This is a genomic window from Spongiivirga citrea (assembly GCF_010671565.1).
In the GTDB taxonomy this organism is placed as follows: domain Bacteria; phylum Bacteroidota; class Bacteroidia; order Flavobacteriales; family Flavobacteriaceae; genus Spongiivirga; species Spongiivirga citrea.
In genome coordinates, this window is sequence record NZ_JAABOQ010000005.1 from 329460 (window position 1) to 349707 (window position 20248).

The window sequence follows — 20248 nt, forward strand, 5'->3', positions numbered from 1 at the left end:
CAGTTTATGACGCAAAAATCTAAGTCGTTAACATCATTAGCGCTCCAAAAATTTAAAAAGAATTTTTGGGGCGTTTTGAGTTTTTGGTATATCGTTTTGATTGGTTTTATTGCAATTTTCGCCTATGTTATTGCTCCAGATGATACTTCTAATGCTAACCAAATGCATTTAAGTATTCATTCTAAGAAACCAGGATTTGAAGTAACCATGCTTAAAATTCCCTTAGAACAGGAGCTATCTTCCTCTTTTTTTTCTGATCTGCTATTTGGAAAAAAGTCCGCTTATTCTGAGACACCGATAACATCGTATAGTTTCGCTAATGACACTTTACAAATTGTAGAATATGCATCTGATGGATTGGACGGGATTAAAAAATCAATTCCTTTTTCTAAATTTTCAAATGCCAGTTCCTCTGAAGAAATTGAAGCGGCTTTTATTTCAAAACAACGTTTTCTACTAGGTACCGATAAATATGGTCGTGATCTTTTAAGTCGAATGTTTATTGGAGCTCGTATTTCATTTTTCATAGGTTTTATTGCCGTTTTTATTTCATTGATAATCGGAATTACAATGGGATCACTAGCGGGGTATTTTGGAGGAAAGGTAGATACCGCGATTATGTTTATTATTAATGTTGCTTGGTCTATCCCCACTTTATTATTGGTTATTGCAATTACACTAGCAATTGGGAAAGGATTTTGGCAAGTGTTCATTGCAGTCGGACTCACCATGTGGGTTGAGGTTGCCAGAGTAGTACGCGGTCAAATAATGAGTGCAAAGCAATTACAATATGTTACTGCTGCCCGAGCTTTGGGTTATACTGATTTTAGAATCATCTCTAGACACATTTTACCAAATGTTATGGCTCCCGTGATCGTTATTGCTGCTGCCAATTTTGCGGGCGCGATTTTAATTGAAAGCGGACTCAGTTTTTTAGGAATCGGTGCACAACCACCAACGCCTAGTTGGGGTGGAATGATAAAGGATCACTATAATTATATCATCCTTGGGAAACCTTATTTGGCAGTTATTCCAGGGTTGGCAATTATGAGTCTAGTAATGGCATTTATGTTAATTGGGAATGCGTTGCGAGATGCCTTAGACGTAAAAGCTTAATATGGATAGAAAAAAAATATACACATTAATCGCTTTAGCGATTGCAGTCGGAGTTTACTTTTTTGAAGCCTATCAAAAAGATTCAGAAAGTGAAGCGGTTATTCAACAGGGTGAAACAGTAAAAAGAGATACAAACACTAATTATTTGCCGACATCTACAACTGGACAAATAGTGCACCATGAAGGCTACTCATTATCGTATAATGAGCAGCATGAACAAGCCGAATGGGTGGCATACGAGTTAAAGAAAAAACACCTTTCGCAAAACGAATTTAAACGCCCATATTTTGAGGTTGATCCTGCTGTAAGAAGTGGAGCAGCACATTGGCGTAATTATAAAAAGTCGGGATATGATCGTGGTCATTTATGCCCAGCAGGCGACAGACGATATAGCAAAGATGCCTTTAATGAGACTTTTTTGACGTCTAATATTAGTCCGCAAGAACATCGTTTTAATTCTGGTATTTGGAATGATCTAGAAAAGAAAACACGCTATTGGGCAAAAAGATATGACGGCGTATATGTTATAACAGGTGGTATTCTAAAAGGGAAAATGAAAACAATCGGCGATGAAGACGTTTCCGTTCCTAATTCATTTTATAAAATCATTTATGATCGGTCTAATAGCAATCCGAAAATGATTGCATTTTTGATTCCTCATAAAGATTCTAATAAGCCTTTAAAAGAGTTCGTCGTTACCGTTGACCAGATCGAGTCGTTAACTGGCATTGATTTTTTCCCCGAAATGGAGAATACACTTGAAGAAAAAATGGAATCCATTAATCAAGCAAATCGCTGGAAGTTTTAAGTAAAAGTATTGACCTGCGAGGTTTTGCAAATCTTGTAAGTCTTGTTTTATATATTTCCATACCATTATTAAGATTTTGAGTTAAATCTATAAGGAGCATAAATACTCGCCCCTCCCATAAGGGAGCACCTGGCTGGTTAGAATGATGAAAACTCTGAATAACTTCCTTTTAAAAAACCTTAAATAAATAGTACATTCGTTGCCTACCAAAACTGTTTTTTAATTGGCAACTAAAAGTAAAAAGGTCACTCCTTTAATGCAGCAATACAACACTATTAAGGCGAAATATCCTGATGCGATGTTGTTGTTTCGTGTAGGTGATTTTTACGAGACTTTTGGTGAAGATGCCGTTAAGGCAGCGGGTATTTTAGGCATTGTTCTGACAAACAGAAATAACGGTGGTGAACGAACGGAGTTAGCTGGTTTTCCGCACCACTCTTTGAATACCTATCTGCCTAAATTGGTAAAGGCAGGACAACGGGTAGCTATTTGTGATCAGTTGGAAGACCCTAAGCAAACTAAAAAGATAGTAAAACGCGGGGTGACCGAGTTGGTAACTCCAGGAGTCGCATTAAATGATGAGGTTTTACAGGCTAAGAACAACAACTTCTTATGCGCTGTTCATTTTGGGAAAAAGCAAATCGGAATTTCATTTCTAGACGTTTCAACTGGCGAGTTTTTAACTGCTCAAGGCCAAGCTGAATATATCGATAAGTTATTACAGAATTTCACTCCGAGTGAAGTGCTTGTTTCCAAGCAACAGAAACTTCATTTTAATGAGGTTTTTGGTAAAGATCATCATACTTTTTTTCTTGAAGATTGGGTCTATCAAACGGACTATGCCAATGAGACTTTAAATACTCATTTTAATACTAAAACGCTTAAAGGATTTGGTATTGATCATTTATTAGAAGGTATTATCGCTTCAGGAGCGGCCTTGCATTATCTGTCAGAAACCCAGCATAACAAGCTTCAGCATATTACAGCAATAAACCGTATTGCTGAGGATGAGTATGTCTGGATGGATCGATTTACGATCAGAAATTTAGAGCTTTATAATCCTAATGCTGTAAATGCGGTTACACTTTTAAGTGTTATTGATAAAACGATTTCCGCAATGGGTGGTCGCCTGCTGAAACGTTGGCTGGCATTACCACTTAAAAACGCAGAGAAAATTAAGTCTCGGCATGAGGTTGTTCAATATCTAAAGGATGAGAATTCGTTACTGCTTAAATTTCAACATCAGATAAAACAAATTGGAGACATAGAGCGACTTATTTCTAAGATAGCAACTGCTAAGGTGAGTCCGCGAGAGGTGATTCAATTAAAAAATAGCTTAGAAGCCATTGTGCCCATTAAGCAATTGGCTGCGAATGCAAAAAATGAATCTTTAAAGATCATTGGAGAGAAAATACAAGCATGCGATTCACTTAGAGCCAAAATAAAAGAGACTTTGAGTGAAGATGCCCCAGTTAATATATTAAAAGGGAGCACTATTGCTGAGGGATTTTCTAGGGAGTTAGATGAGCTTCGCGGATTAGCATTTTCAGGGAAAGATTATCTGGATAAAATGCTGGCTAGAGAAAGTGAGGCAACGGGAATTGCATCGCTTAAAATAGCATCAAACAACGTATTTGGTTACTATATAGAGGTTAGAAATAGCCACAAAGATAAAGTTCCTGAAGGGTGGATTCGTAAACAAACTTTGGTTAATGCTGAACGTTATATTACTGAAGAATTAAAAGAATATGAAGCCAAAATTCTAGGTGCTGAAGAAAAGATTTTGGCTCTAGAGCAACAATATTTTAATCAGTTGGTGAACTGGATGCATGAGTTTATCCAACCAGTGCAGCAGAACGCAGCTTTGATTGGACAGCTAGATTGCTTATGCGGATTTGCTCAATTAGCAGGGGAAAGCAATTATATATACCCTACGATTGATGAGTCTTACGAATTGGATATAAAGAACGGAAGACACCCAGTTATTGAAAAACAGCTTCCTCCAGGGGAAGCCTATATCGCAAATGATGTTTTTCTAGATCGTGAAAGCCAACAGATTATCATGATCACCGGGCCTAATATGTCGGGTAAATCGGCGATTTTAAGACAAACGGCCTTAATTGTACTGTTAGCACAAATAGGAAGTTTTGTTCCTGCCGATGAGGTGAAAATGGGATTGATCGATAAGATTTTTACCCGAGTAGGAGCAAGCGATAATATCTCGATGGGCGAATCGACCTTTATGGTAGAGATGAATGAAACGGCTAGCATCTTGAATAATATTTCAAAGCGGAGTCTTGTTTTATTAGATGAAATAGGCCGAGGTACTAGTACATACGATGGTATATCAATCGCATGGGCTATAAGCGAATATTTACACGAACACCCTGCAAAAGCAAAAACGCTTTTTGCGACGCATTATCACGAGCTCAATGAAATGAAGGACACGTTTAGCCGAATCAAGAACTACAATGTGTCAGTTAAGGAGTTAAAAGATAATGTCCTCTTCCTTCGAAAATTGATGGCTGGAGGTAGCGAGCACAGTTTTGGTATTCATGTGGCTAAAATGGCAGGAATGCCTCAACAAGTGTTGAATCGAGCGAATAAAATCCTTAAGAAACTAGAGAAATCGCATTCCTCAGAAGAACTAACGGATAAAGTGAAAACCTTATCAGATAATGAAATGCAATTGAGCTTTTTTCAGTTAGACGATCCACTTTTAGAAGAAATTAAAGACGAGATTTTAACTACGGACATTGACACCTTAACTCCAGTCGAAGCTTTAATGAAATTAAATGAGATCAAGCGGATGTTGGTAAAGAAGAAAAAGGCTTAGGTTTCACCTTTCTAAATTATTTAAAACTCGATATTCAGTACTTTTATATTTCAAGAATTTCCATACCTCCCAAGTACTTTTAATTTTTGTAATGGAATCGAAACTAGGATCTTCTTCGCAGAAAAAATAGAAATCATATATTCTGTATTTCGGAATTTGTAGCTCTTTGACTACTAAGGAATCACCTAAGGCTAGATAATAAGATTGGTATTCTGAATCTTTCTTTTCTTGTTTCACTCTTCTTTTCATTCGAGCAGTTCTCCCGCTAATTGCATTTATAATAGGGTCTAATTTTACAGAGGTTAACCTGAAATCCCATGTTCGGGCAGTATAGAATTTTCTTTCATTTTGCGTTTTTCTTTTAACATGAGCATTAGGAATGCCAGAATTTGCAGCGGTAGGTAGTTTAGGTAAATTTAAATTTCCCATATCATTAATTAAATATCCTGATAAGTTGTTTGGGGTGACAATGACTTCTTTTAATTCAATTGAGTTTTCAGCGATTAAAATTTTTGTGATTTTCTGATTAATAATAAGAGTGTCAATAACTATTTTTTTCTTAAACTGAATTGAAGAGAGTAGTAAAGTATCTCCAATTTTAGCATGTATGCTGAAAAGACCTTTTTTGTTAGTTATTGTCGCTTTTTTTTGAGTTAAATTAAGAATGTGAATATTAGAAACTTCGACACTGTCCTTTGAGAACACCTTCCCAATAATCAGATTTTCTTCTAATTCCTGAGCATAAAAAACTGAGGTGAAAAAAGTCAGAAATAAGAATATAACCTTTTTATTAGGTAGGGCCATGTATATACTTTTGGTTAGAAAGTTAAGATTTTATCGCATTCAACAATCTTATAAACAACGATTTAATAATATATTAAGATAAATGCAGATACCCGTTCTAAGAATGAGGTCCAGATACAATTTTTCTTTCGTGTCTCAGAAAAATCATTCGACCTGACACTTGATAAAATTTATAAAATATTGTGTTCTTCAGCTAGACTTTCTCTACCGTCACAACTATCGACTTACTAATCGGCGTATTACTTTTGTCCGCAAAATGGTTATAAGGCACCAACACGTTTGTTTCTGGAAAATAAGAAGCTAGATTGCCTTTTGGAATATCATAAGGAATCACCAAAAAATTGACCGCCTCACGAACCGTATCATTATAATTACTTTTTAGATTGATGACATCTAATTTTTGTAATCCGCGTTGTTTCATGTCATCTTTATTCATAAATACAACACGACGTTCGTTTTTTATACCACGATATCGATCATCTAATCCGTAAATAGTGGTGTTAAATTGATCATGAGATCGAATAGTCATTAAGATAAATTCGTCTTCATTTATTTGGTGGTCTGGTAATTTGCACGCGCTAAACTGGGCTTTGCCATTAGGTAACTTGCTAAAATCGAGATTGCGTACATTATTTGGTAGGTAAAAACCACTGCCTTCAGATTCTTTGCTAAGTCCTTTAAAAGCGGTAATGATTTCTTCGATTTTCTCTCGGATTAAATCATAGTCCATTCCTAGGGTTTTCCAATCGACAACATGATTTCCATTAAAGTAAGCATCCGCTATACCTCCAACAATTTCAGGTTCACTTTTTAATTGGTCAGATGCTGGTTTTAAAAGTCCTTTAGAGCGATGCACTTTTCCCATGCTATTCTCAACAGTGAAGAAACGCTGCTTACCGTCCTTAGTATCTTTTTCGGATCGGCCTAAAGTGGGTAGAATCAAAGCTGTTTTTCCCGTAATTAAATGGCTTCGGTTAAGCTTCGTGCTTATCTGTACAGTAAGTGAACAATTCTGGAGTGCTTGGGCTGCATAGTTGGTATCGGCAACTGCTGATAAGAAGTTCCCACCTAATGCGATAAAAACATTAGCTTTTTTATCATGCATGGCCTTGATGCAATGAACAGTATCTAATCCTTCTTTTTCTGGTGGATCGAAATTCAATGTTTTTTTGATAGCGCTATTCAGTTGAGGTGAAACATGATGCATAATTCCAACACTGCGATCTCCTTGAACATTACTATGACCACGAACTGGACAAGTACCCGATCCTGGTTTGCCCAAGCTACCTTTTAACAGAAGCAAGTTGACACATTCTTTAATGTTTTCTACACCATTTTTATGCTGTGTAAGTCCCATTGCCCAGCATATAATAATCCTGTTTTTAGTAGCTAGAAGCTCAACTGCTTTATCAATTTCTGCTTCTGGAACTCCGCATAATTCTAACAATTGTTCGTCTGAATTCTGATCGAGATCATGTAAAACGGAATCATAACCTGAGGTATATGTAGAAATGAAATCATGATCAAAAACGCCTTTATTTTCCTTGTCAAGCGCAGCTAATTTTTTAATGATCAACTTTAAAAGGGATACATCTTGATTTATTTTTACCTGAAGATGAATATCCGTTAACTGAGTCCCAGAACCAATAAATCCGCCAATTTCTTGCGGGTTTTTGAATCGTATTAATCCAGCTTCTGCAAGTGGGTTGATACTAATGATATGTCCACCATTTCTTTTACATTTTTCTAAGGCGGTAAGCATTCTGGGATGATTGGTTCCCGGATTTTGTCCCATGACAATAATCACTTCAGCTTGATCAAAATCTTCCAATTTTACCGATCCTTTTCCTATACCTAAAGTTTCGCCCAATGCTACACCACTAGATTCATGACACATATTTGAGCAGTCGGGCATATTGTTGGTGCCGAAAGCCCGCACGAATAATCCGTATAAAAAAGCGGCTTCGTTACTCGATCGTCCTGAAGTATAAAAAATGGCTTCGTCGGGATTACTTAATTGATGCAGTTCATTAGCAATTAGTTTAAATGAATCTTCCCACGAAATCGGTTCATAATATAGACTTCCTTCTTTTAGGATCATGGGCTCTGTTAATCGGCCAGATTTTCCAATCTCATAATCTGTCCAATTTGAGAGTTCCTCAACCGAGTGTTTAGAAAGAAAATTGGCATCCACTTTTTTTGTTGTGGCTTCTTCTGCTAATGCTTTTGCGCCATTCTCGCAATATTCCGCAACCTTGGATGGTTTAACCGGATCGGGCCACGCGCAGCCAGGGCAATCAAAACCATCTTTTTGATTCATTTTTGCCAAAGCGCCCATCGATCTGGTGACTCCCATTTCTTTAAAAGTATGTTTTAAAGCAACTGTTACCCCGGCTAATCCAGCGGCATATTGACTAGGTTCGCTTAAGACGATTCCCGTAAAAGTGGTTGGTCCAGTAACGGAAGTTTTTCGGTTATTGATCATAGTTTAAATTTCGGTAAATAGATGATTTAATCAAACTGTTTTAATGCTTTTATTTTGTTAATGTGCTGATGAATAGGTAGGGTATTGGTTGGTGTAATTGTCTTATTTATAACCCAATACTCGAAATTATGAAAGCGCTACTATGTTATTTGATTCTACTTTTTGGTTGTTTATGTTCTTTCGCGCAAACTTCAATTGTTAAACAAAATGATATCATTCTAGAAGTAAATGATGAAATGTCAAAAACTGGCGATCGTTGTTTTGTAAAAGAAAATGATCTTGTGATGGCTTCTAAAGTGCATTTAGAAATTGAGGGCTTAGATCGCTCGACCTATCAAAATGTAATTATTCTAGCGTCAATAAAGCAAATTCAATCTAGTTTGAGTAAACTACATAAAAGCAGATTTTTTAATGAGAAATCGCAGGAATTATCGCATGTGTTTTTCAAAACTAGTATTCAGTTAGGTGAAGAAACAAAACACTATCATTTTAAATTTCCAATAGAAGAGCTAGCAAAAATAGATAACTACAAGAATCCTAATGCCCTTTTTGATCATATCATTGCGCATAATAATATGGTGAGTAAAGAGAAAGTCAAAAAACAATCAGTTTAGAAAACAAAAAAGCCGAATCGTAAGATTCGGCTTTTCTTGTACTGAAGGCGGGACTTGAACCCGCACGGGCATTACTGCCCATTGGATTTTAAGTCCAACGTGTCTACCAATTCCACCACTTCAGCATACTTGGTATATATTTCAGAGCGAAAGACGGGATTTGAACCCGCGACCCTCACCTTGGCAAGGTGATGCTCTACCCCTGAGCTACTTTCGCAAAAATACGATTTAAAAGAACTATTACTTTCAAATGCGGGTGCAAATTTAAAACAATTACTATAATACCAAAGCGTTTTTTATAAAAAAATATTGCGGAATTACAGCCGGGAATTACCAACTCATTGTTTTGCAGCCAACTATTTTTTGTGTACGTTTACAACTTATAATAATCTTAATTTTTACATTATGTCTTTTAAAGCAAAACTTAAAGTAAGTGGTAAGGAGTATAATATACTTAACTGCAACTACGGATTACTTCAGGAAACTGATGCAACCGGTCGTCCATCATCGGTAACAAGAGGTGGTATGATTACTATTGAGGTAGAATCTACTGCCGACACAAGCCTTTCAGATTGGATGTTCAATAACTTCGAATTAAGAAGTGGAACGATCACTTTTCTAAAAAGAGATACTGAGGCAACTGCTAAAGAATTAAACTTTACTGATGCGTACGCAGTTAAATACGTAGAGAATTTTGATTCTACTGGTAGAAACCCAATGACAGAGAAATTGACGATTTCAGCTAGAGAGATCGGAATAGGAAATGGTTCTCACATGAATGAGTGGGTATAACCAATCACCAAATAATAATATTGAAAAAGGAATGTACTTGTGCGTTCCTTTTTTTTGTTTTAACAGGTGAAAGGATGAAGTAAAATTTGGCAATATCTAGATTGCAACTTTCTAACTTTCCTGTTATTTTTACGCTTTAATCAAATTATAATAAATAATGAATATTCCAGCTGAATTAAAATATACTAAAGACCACGAATGGGTGTCGATTGAAGGAGATGTGGCAACGGTAGGTATTACCGATTTTGCACAAGGAGAACTTGGTGATATAGTATATGTAGAAGTAGAGACTGTTGATGAAACTCTTGATAAAGATGAGATTTTCGGTACTGTCGAAGCTGTAAAAACGGTTTCTGATTTGTTTTTGCCACTTTCAGGTGAAATAATCGAGTTTAATGAAGCTTTAGAAGACGAGCCTGAAAAAGTAAACACCGATGCTTACGGTGATGGCTGGATGATCAAGATTAAAATAAGCGATGCCTCTGAGGTCAATGGACTATTGAGTGCAGATGCCTATAAGGAATTAATTGGTGCGTAAAATAGGGTATTGGTTACTAGCTATTGGCTGGACAGTACTTATTACCTATTTAAGTCTTACTTCTTTTGATGAGTTAGAAGATGTAGATGGAATTGATTTTATCGATATACCACATTCTGATAAAATAGGTCACTTTATTTTTTACTTTGGCTGTACTACGGTATGGTTTTTGTTGCTTTTTAAAGGAATAAAACTATCAAATAAAGTTTTAAAAATACTTGCAGTAGTGGCAATTGGTTCGTTTCTGTATGGTGTTTTAATTGAAATATTGCAGGCGAATGTTACCACGACCCGTTCGGGAGATTGGCGAGATGCGCTCGCAAACACAACAGGCATTTTGGTCGCATGTTTTATAATTTCACGGTCAAAGCTTGTTGGTAAGCGTTAAAAAGAATAAATAGTTATTCGTTTTTTAAAGTAAATAGTTATTTTAGCAAACAGCAAAATTTTATTAAATGGAACCAAAGAAGAATCCAAAAGCAGATTTAAACAAGGACATAGGGCTATATTTTGCCATCGGTCTGGTAATAGCATTATTGGCTATTTACATCGGTATCGAGCATAAAACTTATGATCCTGACGAGGCGTTTATTGGAATGATGAATGTTGATGAAGAGTTAGATGAAGAAATTCCAATTACGGAGCAGTTGCAAACACAACCGCCACCACCGCCACCAGCTGCACCTGAAGTGATTGAAGTTGTAGAGGATGAGGAAGAAGTAGAAGAAACTGTTGTTGATGATACTGAAAGTGATCAAGATGAGGTTGTAGAGGATGTTGAAGACGTTGAGGTAGAAGAGGAGTTCGAAGACGTAGACGTTCCTTTTGCTGTAATTGAAGATGTGCCAATTTTCCCTGGTTGCGAAGGTGTTGCAAAGAGCCAACGCAGAGCATGTTTCCAAGAAAAAATTCAAAAGCATATTCGTAAGAATTTCCGTTATCCTGAGATTGCTCAAGAAATGGGAGTGCAAGGACGTGTATATGTAAACTTTGTAATTCAGAAGGATGGAAGTATCGGAAACATCCGTATGAGAAGCCCGGATAAGAATTTAGGTAAAGAAGCAAGACGTATTATCGATAAGCTTCCGAAAATGACACCAGGTAAGCAAAGAGGACGTGCTGTACGAGTACCATTTAGTATTCCTATCACCTTTAAGTTACAATAAGCATTAAGTCTTAGATATATAAAAATCCCGTTTAAAACGGGATTTTTTATGCGATAAAATTTTATTTCTAATAGTAAAACCCTGACGACATGCGTCAGGGTTTTTTGGTATGCTTATTGTGTTCTTTTCATAATATTAACATTAACACTTTTATTATGAGTTCAAAAAAGAATGCAGTGAAGCATGATGGCCGTCATGCTCCTGCAAAGAAGTACAGTAAACATGATGCCAATTTACAAAAAAACAATGGTCTCACTTTCGCCATTGCAATGGTTTTAACCTTGCTAGCCGTTTATTTTGTGATTGAGGTTGAGGTGCCAAAAGAAGAGGTAGCCTTAAATGAACCCGAAGTTCTTGATGAAGATGTTACTTACACAATTTCCGAGTTTAAAATTTATGAAGAGGTTCAAGCTGAGAAGATTGTTAAGCAACAGAAAAAGAAAGTAGTTATTCCATTAGAATTAGATATTGTTCCGGATGATACTAAATTAGATTCTGGTCTAGATCTTGATGTTGCCCCAGAAACTACTGGCGAACCTTTTAATCCGGATAATGTTATAGTTGATAATGGTCCTGGAGATGATTTTAAAATTCCTGCTGACTTAGTAGAGAAAGTCCCAATGTTCGAAGAATGTCTTGATGTGCCTGAAGCTGAACAGCGTATGTGTTTTGAAGAAGGAATGAAGGAACATGTAAGAAAGACATTTAGATATCCAGGGTCAGCCGTTGATCTTGGTTTGTCAGGTAAAGTCTATACAACATTTACCATTGATAAAAATGGAAATATTGTAGACTTACAATTAAGAGGTCCTCATAAAATATTAGAAAAAGAGGCTACCAGAATCATTGGTAAACTTCCTAAAATGGTTCCTGGTAAACAAGGTATTCACAATGTAAACGTAACCTTCAGTATGCCGATTACATTCCAATTGAAATAATCTGATTTATTCCTTATCAAGTCCTCTCCTTTGGGAGAGGATTTAGGTGAGGGGCTATTGCGCAGTTAAACTCGCAAACAACGTAACGCGCATTCGTTCTGAGTTTATGAATCCACTCCCATAGCCTTTATCATCATATTTCTTAGTAATCGAAGCATCTTTTATAAAGTCTTCTTTACTTGCTCCACTTACTATTTTAGCTTTGGCATTCGCAGTAATTTCTTCAAGCATTTTAATATAAGCTTCAAGTGAGGTTTTGCTACCAACCGGGCCATGACCCGGAATGATTTTAGTATCATCATTAATGATCATTAGGGCTTTTTTGTTTGCGTTGATATATCCCTCAACGCTTCCGCCTGAATTTATATCAATGTATGGGTATCGTCCATTGAAATGTGTGTCGCCCATATGCAATACATTACTTCCGGCCAGGTATACAATGGCATCACCATCGGTATGCGCATTATGAACGTGGAAAACCATAATGTCTTCTCCATTAAAATGGAAAGCAACATCTTCTTTAAAGGTGATTACTGGTAAGGCTGACTTAATCACTGCACGCGGACTCCCATCTCTATTTTTTGTGTTGTTAGCCATACGCTTGCGTACATTTTCATGTGCAACAATGATGGCACCTTCTTTGGCTATATTTTCATTTCCACCAGTATGGTCGCCATGGTGATGGGTGTTCTGCAGAAACTTAATAGGTTTATCACTTAATTTTCTAATAGCTTCCAAGATTTTCGGTGTGATATTTGCAAACTGATCATCGATCATAAAAACCCCATCTTCACCTGTCTGAATGCCAATATTTCCTCCACGACCAAAAAGCACATAGGTGTTATCAGATAGTTTTTCGGAGGTAATGGTCACTTCTTTTTGCTGGGCCTTCGATATTGAGAAAGTGAGTGCTAGCACAAAAAATGAGAAAAGATATTTCATAGTGTCTTTGTTTGGTTTTTTAAATGGTGAGTAAAAGGTAGGTAGAATTGCTTAAACCTTACAGAATTTATCACTATTTGGTATTTCAATAGAAGAACTGGTTGTTAATTGAAATTTCAATAAAAGAAAATTCCAAATCCCAAGGTCTAGCTCTAAGAATTAAATTTTGGAAATGAGGCAATTGTATTTGGTCATTAGTTTTGATTAGGTATTTTCTTCTATGTATAATGTTTCGTGTTTCCGGTGTTAACAATAAAAATATCGAAGTACAACGGTACGAATATGAGATTGGAAAAGTTGATTATTCAAACTGCTAAGCTTTTACAAATTCATCTTTCATAGGAATCTTAACGCTGAAAAAATGAAGTTTGGAATTTGGAGTTTGGAATTTTTTAATTTAACGCTTTCGTTTTTGGGTTAAAAACCCTGTGTATCGTATCTTTGCACCGCTTTTGCTATAAAGTAAGAAAAACGACACATGTCTCATATCAAATCCGCATTGGAAACTGCCGAAAAATCATTCTCATTTGCGCTTTTTTTTGAAGATTTTAAGCAAATCACTAAGGTTCGCTTGTCTTTGAGTGTAGTGTTTTCTTCTGTTGCAGGATATCTTTTAGGCGCACCTTCGGTTGATATGTTAGTGGTGTTACTCCTTACAATAGGGGGGTATTTTATGGTAGGGGCGAGCAATGCGTTCAATCAGGTCATTGAAAAAGACCTGGACGTATTAATGGATCGAACAAAGAACAGACCAATTCCTGCAGGACGCATGTCGGTTTCTATGGCGCTTTTTATAGCAATCAGTTTTACAATACTGGGCCTATTCACCTTATATATTATCAATCCAAAAACAGCAATGTTTGGTGCGATATCGATATTCTTATATACAAGCGTTTATACACCGCTGAAAACAAAAACGCCATTATCAGTATTTGTTGGTGCTATTCCAGGTGCGATTCCGTTTATGTTAGGTTGGGTTGCCGCTACCAATGATTTTGGTATCGAGCCTGGCACTTTGTTTATGATTCAATTTTTTTGGCAATTTCCACACTTTTGGGCATTGGCATGGATGTTAGATGATGATTATAAAAAGGGAGGATTCATAATGCTTCCTACGGGCAAAAAAGATAAAGCCACGGCGCTGCAAATAATAATGTACACTATTTGGTTAATTATTGCATCAGTTTTTCCAGTATTAGGTCTAACAGGATCGCTGCATTTGTCAGTGGTAGCAGCAATAGTAATCGCGGGATTGGGATTCTATATGATGTATTGGGCGATAAAGCTGTATCGTAAAATGGATAATAAAACGGCTCGTGGTTTAATGCTGGCGAGTGTACTATATATTACACTTATTCAAATTGTGTATGTGGTCGACAAATTTATACAAGCTTAAATGGATTTAACACAAGGAACTTTCGAGGAAAAAAGACGTCGTTCGAAAAAAATGATGCTTTATTTTGCGATTGGCAGTATGATCATGGCATTCGCAGGATTAATCAGTGCCTACATTGTAAGTAGTTCACGCCCTGATTGGATAACCGATTTTGTATTGCCATCATCATTTGTGATCAACCTATTTACTGCTTTAGCGAGTAGTATTACTTTTTTGGTTGCAAGAAAATTAACTGCAAAAGGAGAACATGGTAAAGCAAGTTTTATGCTTGCAATAACATTGCTAATAGGGATCTTATTTGTATTCCTTCAATTTAGTGGTTTCGGCCAAATCATTGCGGAAGGGTATTACTTTACAGGAGCACAAAGCAATGCGAAAATTTCATTCTTATATATTATTGTTGCTTTTCATTTGGCCCATGTACTATCTGGACTAATTGCTGTAGTGGTAGTAACAATTCAACATTTAAGAAAAAAATATACTCCGACTAGCATGTTGGGTATGGAATTAGGAGAACAGTTTTGGCATTTTTTAGGCATTATGTGGCTAGTACTATTTCTGTTTTTTTATTTCTTAAAATAATTTTAAAAAACGTAAATTTGAACCTTTATTTAAACAGCTAAAAAGTTTATGGATTCTACGGCGATAACAACCGGTACTGAGGAAAAAACATGGGGAGGCGGAAATCAGCCTTTTAAAGCGAGTTACGGTAAAATGATGATGTGGTTTTTCATCATGTCAGATGCGCTTACCTTCTCTGGTTTTCTAGCGGCATACGGCTTCTCTCGATTTAAATTTATCGAATCATGGCCAATTGCCGATGAGGTATTTACCCACATTCCGTTTTATCACGGTGATCCCCAACCAATGATTTATGTAGCTTTTATGACCTTTATCCTGATCATGTCATCTGTGACAATGGTATTAGCGGTAGATGCGGGTCATAAAATGCAACAAAACAAAGTAGCTTGGTATATGTTCTTAACCATCATAGGAGGAGCAATTTTCGTAGGTTCTCAAGCTTGGGAATGGGCAACTTTTATTAAAGGTGATTTTGGAGCTGTTGAAACACGTGGTGGACAAATACTTCAATTTGTTGATAACGAAGGTAAACGAGTCGCGCTGGCAGACTTTACTACAGCCTCAGAAACAGAACGAACAGCACATGAGCGCAAAAACGGCTTGTGGTTTAGAGATGAAGGTACCTTGCCAACCTACACAATGGCTGATGTTAAAGCTGGTTTTTTAGCCAATGATGACGTATTAATTCGTACACAAGTTATTAACGAAGAAGGAGAAAAAACAGTTTTGACACGCGCAGAATCAATGAAGAAAATTGAAGAAGGTGTAATGACCGTTGAAGGAGCAAATTTGGTTCATAACGAATACGGATCTCGACTATTTGCTGACTTCTTTTTCTTTATTACAGGTTTCCACGGTTTCCACGTATTCTCGGGAGTACTCATTAACTTAATCATTTTCTTTAATGTGATTATAGGTACCTATGAGAAACGAGGCCACTATGAAATGGTTGAAAAAGTCGGATTGTACTGGCACTTTGTAGATTTAGTTTGGGTATTTGTATTTACATTCTTCTACCTAGTTTAATTATTATTGAATAAAAAGAAATTCCTTTTAACAAATGGGACACGAACATAAATTAGCAATATTTCAAGGAACATTAAAGTTTAAAAATAACGTACAGAAAATTTGGGGAGTATTAATTTTCCTAACTATTGTTACGGCAATCGAGGTGGCTTTAGGTATTTACAAACCTGCATTTTTGATGGATTTTAGTCCAATAGGAATGAAAGCTCTTAACTGGATATTCATCATCCTAACTTTAGTAAAAGCATATTATATTGCATGGGACTTTATGCACCTGCGTGATGAGACAAAATGGTTGCGCAGGGCAATTGTATGGACCTGTGTATTCTTGATTGTATACCTTATTACCATTCTATTGGTAGAAGGCGATTACATTCGTAATGTTTGGGAAAATGGACATACAGCATGGGATTTCTAATCTTTGGTGAAACAATATAAAAGCAGCTTTATGGCTGCTTTTTTTATATCCTGTTGTTTTATGATATTGTTTTTGCCAAAGCATCGATCGGGTCGTATTTTTGCAGTAAAATAAACACGCTATGCAGTTTAAAAAGTACTTTGTACTTGGCTCATTATTCATTTTGCCTTTGGTAGTCTATCTTTTCTTTTTGTCGGGGGTAAACAATTTTTATAAACTACCAGTGCTTTCGTCACAAGTAAGTGAGCTTGATAATTTCAATGGGCTTTCAGCTGAAAAAATAACACTAGACACCCATATCTCAATATTGGGATTTTTGGGTAAAGATGCTTTCGAGCAACGCGGACTAGCATTCAACTTAAACGAAAAAATATATAAGCCTTTTTATCAGTTTAAAGACTTTCAGTTTGTTATGGTATTGCCTAAGGGAACAGAAGATGCCGCTAATAAAATTTTGACTGAGCTCGGTCAATATGGTGACACATCTAGATGGAAGTTTGTATTCGGAGCAGATGAAGCGATAACTAGTTTTTTCTCAAGTTTAAAAACAGATCAGGTATTAGATAATAACCTTGCATGTAGCAAGATTTTTATTATCGATAAAGAACGAAACTTACGTGGTCGTAATGACGATGAAGATGTAGGTACATTGTATGGTTATAATCCAAATTCGATTGAAGAATTAGGAGATAAGATGAAAGATGACGTAAAAATAGTTCTGGCGGAGTATAGACTGGCGTTAAAAAAGAATAGTGCTAACAGAAAAAAATAGAACCTCGTGAAAGGAAAGTATTCATATATAGGTGTTGCGTTAGTTATCTTGGTATTTGGAATCATCTTCGTTCCGAAAATTGTAGATCGCATACAAAAGAACGATGTCATTCGTAATGATAGAATGAGTGCGTCGGCTGAAGTGCAAGCAAACAAAGGAAGCTTGTCATACATAGAAGTAAACGGAGTTCCTAAGAAAGTGCCAGCGTTCGCATTTGTTAATCAGGATAGTTTATATATCACTAATGATGATTATAAAGGCAAGGTGTATTTAGTAGAGTTCTTCTTTACACGTTGTCCGTCTATCTGCCCGATTATGAATGCCAATATGGTAGAAATACAAAATGAATTCAAAGGGAATGATAACTTAGGTTTCGCCTCATTTACCATCGATCCTGAGCATGATACACCTCTCATGCTAAAAAAATATGCCGAGAAATATAAGATTGACAATCCGAACTGGAATTTCATGACAGGCGATAAGGAGCGTCTTTATGAACTATCAAATACTGGCTTCAACATCTTTGCAAAAGAAAATAAAAATGTAGCTGGCGGTTTTGAGCATTCCGGATTTTTCGCATTAATCGACAAGGAAGGTTTTATACGATCAAGAAAAGATAAATATGCCAACCCTATCGTGTATTATCGCGGAACGGTGACTCGAGAGCAAGGAGAAAATAGAGACGACGAACCCGAGCAAATCTCAATTTTAATTGAAGACATTAAAAAGTTATTGAAAGAGTAATGAGCGAAGAGTTAAATCTAGATAAAGAAAAGAAGTACAATAAATGGATTGTGGTACTATCAATTGCTATCCCTTTAGTGGTGGCTGTGTTATTTACAGTTAAGATTCCAAATGTTGAGCCTTTACGATTTTTACCTCCTATTTACGCAACAATAAATGGTATAACGGCAATTCTTTTGGTCTGCGCCGTTGTGGTTATCAAAAAAGGAAATAGAAAGCTTCATGAAAATATCATGAAAACGGCTATCGCATGTTCGGTTGCCTTTTTAGCAATGTATGTCGCCTATCACATGACATCAGAATCGACCAAATTTGGCGGAGAGGGAATGGTAAAATACATCTATTTATTTATTCTTCTAACACATATAGTGTTATCCATTGGTGTTATACCTTTTGTTCTAATTACATATGTTCGGGCAATAGCGGGGAATTATCAACGGCATAAAAAAATAGCAAAAATTACATTTCCTATTTGGTTATATGTTGCCGTAACTGGAGTAATAGTGTATCTAATGATATCACCATATTATGCGTAACCGCCAAAAAAACATAAAAACAAACAATGAATTCCTCTCCTTTTTAAGGATTGGTGCCAGTAGGGTGGAGAGGTTCAAGAGCTTAAAGTTAGTTACACTAACAGCTTTTACCCTAATTACATCATCCTTAACAAACGCCCAATGTGCTATGTGTCGCGCTGCACTAGAATCTTCAGGAGATAATGGACTAGCAGAGGGCATTAATAATGGCATTGTTTTCCTAATGGCGATACCTTATATTTTGGTAGCTGTAGTGGGGTATCTTATTTACAGAATGGTTAAAAAATCTAAGAATAATACCGTTTAAACTTTTGCAAATACCTATGGTGATATTGAACAGACAAAAATTAATTTATTTTTTTTCGTTTTTTCTGTAACATTTTAATCACATAGTAGTCTATTAAGCGTGGCCTCATCACCCACATGGGATTTACGTCTCAAAACTAATCAATCAAAAAGCAGTAACCACATGTTCGATATCGATCGTTGGCAGGAATTGTTTGATGCTATACGCAAAAACAAACTCCGTACGTTTCTTACAGGTTTATCCGTTGCCTCGGGTATATTCATTCTTGTTATTTTATTAGGTTTTGGTCAAGGATTTCAAAATGGCATTCGCCATGAGTTTGAAGCCGATGCGACTAGCCGTGTTTGGGTTTGGACAAATCCAACAAGCAAAGAATTTAAAGGTCTTAATCCAGGTCGCTCTATTTGGTTAAAAAATGAAAATATAGATTACGCTAATGATGCGCTTGATGAATATTTGGAGACAAGTTCAGGTGTTTCTCGTGTTCGCGCTACAATTACTTATAAAGGGGAGTCTGGTTCCTATGGCATTCAAGGGATTTCGCCTGACTATCAAGAAATAGAAAATGTTAGTATGACTATGGGGCGCTTTATTAATCAAGCTGATATGGCTTCTAATGCAAAAGTGGTTGTAATTAGTAATAAAGTGTATCGCGAAATGATGGATAAGGAAGAAGATCCACTTGGTGAGTATCTAGAACTTTCTCGTTTTAATTTTAAAATAATAGGAGTATTTATTGACAATGGGGGCGAGCGAGAAGAAAATCGTGTTTACATACCAAGAACTACCGCACAGACGGTTTTTAACGGTCAAAACAGAGTAAATAATATTGCATTTACCTTAAAGGAGGATGCTGATTTTGACGCAGCAGTGGCTCGGTCAAAGGAGTTCGTTAAAGACTATGAAACCTATTTAAAACAGGTAAATACAATCGCACCAAATGATGAAAGTGCAATTAGAGTGTTTAGTGCTTTAGAAGAAGCAAAACGCTACTATAGTTTGGCGAGTAATATTGCCTTATTCTTTTGGTTTGTCGGTATATGTACAATCATCGCTGGAGTTGTTGGGGTAAGCAATATCATGTTAATTGTAGTAAAAGAACGAACGCGAGAAATTGGTATTCGCAAGGCTCTAGGGGCAAAACCATGGGCAGTGGTTGGAATGATCCTTCACGAATCAATTTTTGTGACGGCACTAGCTGGCTTTACTGGACTTATATTTAGCATGGGGCTTTTTGAATTAGTTGGCCCAAGTATCGAGGTAGATTACATTGTAAACCCATCAGTTGATTTTAATACAGCACTTACAATGGTATTTGTATTAATTTTTGCAGGTGCATTAGCTGGGTTTTTTCCAGCTTGGAGAGCAGCGCGAATTCAACCAATTGTAGCATTACGTGACGAATAATCTCAAACAAAAGACTAGAAA

The 20248-nt window shown here is 36.4% G+C and carries 21 protein-coding genes and 2 tRNA genes; 18 read left to right on the top strand and 5 right to left on the bottom strand.

The genetic code is table 11. From position 1 onward, the window contains the following. Positions 1-6 precede the first annotated feature (6 nt). The 3 genes from GWK10_RS13440 (at position 7) to mutS (ending at position 4760) form a co-directional block, all read left to right on the top strand. Positions 7-1116 carry an ABC transporter permease gene (locus GWK10_RS13440; protein WP_164032900.1) on the top strand — a complete coding sequence of 370 codons (1110 nt, stop codon included), beginning with the start codon at positions 7-9 and terminating at the stop codon, positions 1114-1116. Position 1117: 1 nt separating this feature from the next. Beyond that, positions 1118-1924: a DNA/RNA non-specific endonuclease gene (locus GWK10_RS13445; RefSeq protein ID WP_164032901.1), complete on the top strand. Its 807-nt coding sequence runs from the start codon at positions 1118-1120 to the stop codon at positions 1922-1924. 223 nt (positions 1925-2147) lie between these two features. Then, positions 2148-4760 carry a DNA mismatch repair protein MutS gene (gene mutS / locus GWK10_RS13450; protein WP_164032902.1) on the top strand — a complete coding sequence of 871 codons (2613 nt, stop codon included), beginning with the start codon at positions 2148-2150 and terminating at the stop codon, positions 4758-4760. A gap of 3 nt (positions 4761-4763) precedes the next feature. Here mutS and GWK10_RS13455 read toward each other — a convergent pair whose 3' ends face one another. Both GWK10_RS13455 and GWK10_RS13460 read right to left on the bottom strand, forming a co-directional pair. Beyond that, positions 4764-5564 (bottom strand): hypothetical protein, encoded by an 801-nt coding sequence (locus tag GWK10_RS13455; RefSeq protein ID WP_164032903.1) that lies wholly within the window; start codon positions 5562-5564, stop codon positions 4764-4766. A gap of 193 nt (positions 5565-5757) precedes the next feature. After that, positions 5758-8049: an FdhF/YdeP family oxidoreductase gene (locus GWK10_RS13460; RefSeq protein ID WP_164032904.1), complete on the bottom strand. Its 2292-nt coding sequence runs from the start codon at positions 8047-8049 to the stop codon at positions 5758-5760. A 128-nt stretch (positions 8050-8177) separates the two neighbouring features. Between GWK10_RS13460 and GWK10_RS13465 the strand changes: the two genes are divergently transcribed. Continuing rightward, positions 8178-8663, top strand: coding sequence for a hypothetical protein (locus GWK10_RS13465; RefSeq protein WP_164032905.1), 486 nt, complete (start codon positions 8178-8180; stop codon positions 8661-8663). A gap of 39 nt (positions 8664-8702) precedes the next feature. On the opposite strand, the gene GWK10_RS13470 is transcribed toward GWK10_RS13465, so the two are convergent. Next, positions 8703-8788 (bottom strand) — tRNA-Leu (locus GWK10_RS13470). Between the two features lie 20 nt (positions 8789-8808). Next, positions 8809-8880: transfer RNA gene (locus GWK10_RS13475), tRNA-Gly, on the bottom strand. A gap of 188 nt (positions 8881-9068) precedes the next feature. Here GWK10_RS13475 and tssD point away from each other — a divergent pair. From tssD to GWK10_RS13500, 5 genes are all read left to right on the top strand, one after another. Then, positions 9069-9455 carry a type VI secretion system tube protein TssD gene (tssD, locus tag GWK10_RS13480; RefSeq protein WP_164032906.1) on the top strand — a complete coding sequence of 129 codons (387 nt, stop codon included), beginning with the start codon at positions 9069-9071 and terminating at the stop codon, positions 9453-9455. Between the two features lie 157 nt (positions 9456-9612). Next, a complete protein-coding gene (gene gcvH / locus GWK10_RS13485; protein ID WP_164032907.1) occupies positions 9613-9993 on the top strand; it encodes a glycine cleavage system protein GcvH in 381 nt (126 codons plus the stop codon). Then, a complete protein-coding gene (locus GWK10_RS13490) occupies positions 9986-10381 on the top strand; it encodes a VanZ family protein (protein ID WP_317164695.1) in 396 nt (131 codons plus the stop codon). The genes gcvH and GWK10_RS13490 overlap by 8 nt, the downstream gene beginning before the upstream one ends. Before the next feature lie 67 nt (positions 10382-10448). Further along, the gene (locus tag GWK10_RS13495) at positions 10449-11159 is read left to right on the top strand and encodes an energy transducer TonB (RefSeq protein ID WP_164032909.1); all 711 of its coding nucleotides are present in this window, start codon (positions 10449-10451) and stop codon (positions 11157-11159) included. Positions 11160-11314: 155 nt separating this feature from the next. After that, entirely contained in the window at positions 11315-12097 is a 783-nt protein-coding gene (locus tag GWK10_RS13500; protein ID WP_164032910.1) for an energy transducer TonB, read from the top strand. Between the two features lie 54 nt (positions 12098-12151). On the opposite strand, the gene GWK10_RS13505 is transcribed toward GWK10_RS13500, so the two are convergent. Further along, a complete protein-coding gene (locus tag GWK10_RS13505; RefSeq protein WP_164032911.1) occupies positions 12152-13039 on the bottom strand; it encodes an MBL fold metallo-hydrolase in 888 nt (295 codons plus the stop codon). A 487-nt stretch (positions 13040-13526) separates the two neighbouring features. On the opposite strand from GWK10_RS13505, the gene cyoE reads away from it, so the two are divergent. The 9 genes from cyoE (at position 13527) to GWK10_RS13550 (ending at position 20227) form a co-directional block, all read left to right on the top strand. Next, complete coding sequence (cyoE, locus tag GWK10_RS13510) at positions 13527-14435, top strand: heme o synthase (protein ID WP_164033139.1); 909 nt, start codon at positions 13527-13529, stop codon at positions 14433-14435. Then, complete coding sequence (locus tag GWK10_RS13515) at positions 14436-15017, top strand: cytochrome c oxidase subunit 3 (protein WP_164032912.1); 582 nt, start codon at positions 14436-14438, stop codon at positions 15015-15017. It begins immediately after the preceding gene. Positions 15018-15065: 48 nt separating this feature from the next. Next, positions 15066-16043, top strand: a complete 978-nt coding sequence (locus tag GWK10_RS13520) for a cytochrome c oxidase subunit 3 (protein WP_164032913.1) — start codon at positions 15066-15068, stop codon at positions 16041-16043. Positions 16044-16077: 34 nt separating this feature from the next. Continuing rightward, positions 16078-16461 carry a cytochrome C oxidase subunit IV family protein gene (locus tag GWK10_RS13525; protein ID WP_164032914.1) on the top strand — a complete coding sequence of 128 codons (384 nt, stop codon included), beginning with the start codon at positions 16078-16080 and terminating at the stop codon, positions 16459-16461. A 121-nt stretch (positions 16462-16582) separates the two neighbouring features. Beyond that, on the top strand, positions 16583-17233 hold the full coding sequence (locus GWK10_RS13530) for a hypothetical protein (RefSeq protein WP_164032915.1): 651 nt from the start codon (positions 16583-16585) through the stop codon (positions 17231-17233). A 6-nt stretch (positions 17234-17239) separates the two neighbouring features. Next, on the top strand, positions 17240-17977 hold the full coding sequence (locus GWK10_RS13535) for an SCO family protein (RefSeq protein WP_164032916.1): 738 nt from the start codon (positions 17240-17242) through the stop codon (positions 17975-17977). Beyond that, positions 17977-18513 (top strand): DUF420 domain-containing protein, encoded by a 537-nt coding sequence (locus GWK10_RS13540; RefSeq protein WP_164032917.1) that lies wholly within the window; start codon positions 17977-17979, stop codon positions 18511-18513. The genes GWK10_RS13535 and GWK10_RS13540 overlap by 1 nt, the downstream gene beginning before the upstream one ends. Before the next feature lie 148 nt (positions 18514-18661). Then, positions 18662-18820 carry a FeoB-associated Cys-rich membrane protein gene (locus tag GWK10_RS13545; protein ID WP_204263150.1) on the top strand — a complete coding sequence of 53 codons (159 nt, stop codon included), beginning with the start codon at positions 18662-18664 and terminating at the stop codon, positions 18818-18820. 162 nt (positions 18821-18982) lie between these two features. Further along, positions 18983-20227: an ABC transporter permease gene (locus tag GWK10_RS13550; protein WP_164032918.1), complete on the top strand. Its 1245-nt coding sequence runs from the start codon at positions 18983-18985 to the stop codon at positions 20225-20227. Positions 20228-20248 lie beyond the last annotated feature (21 nt).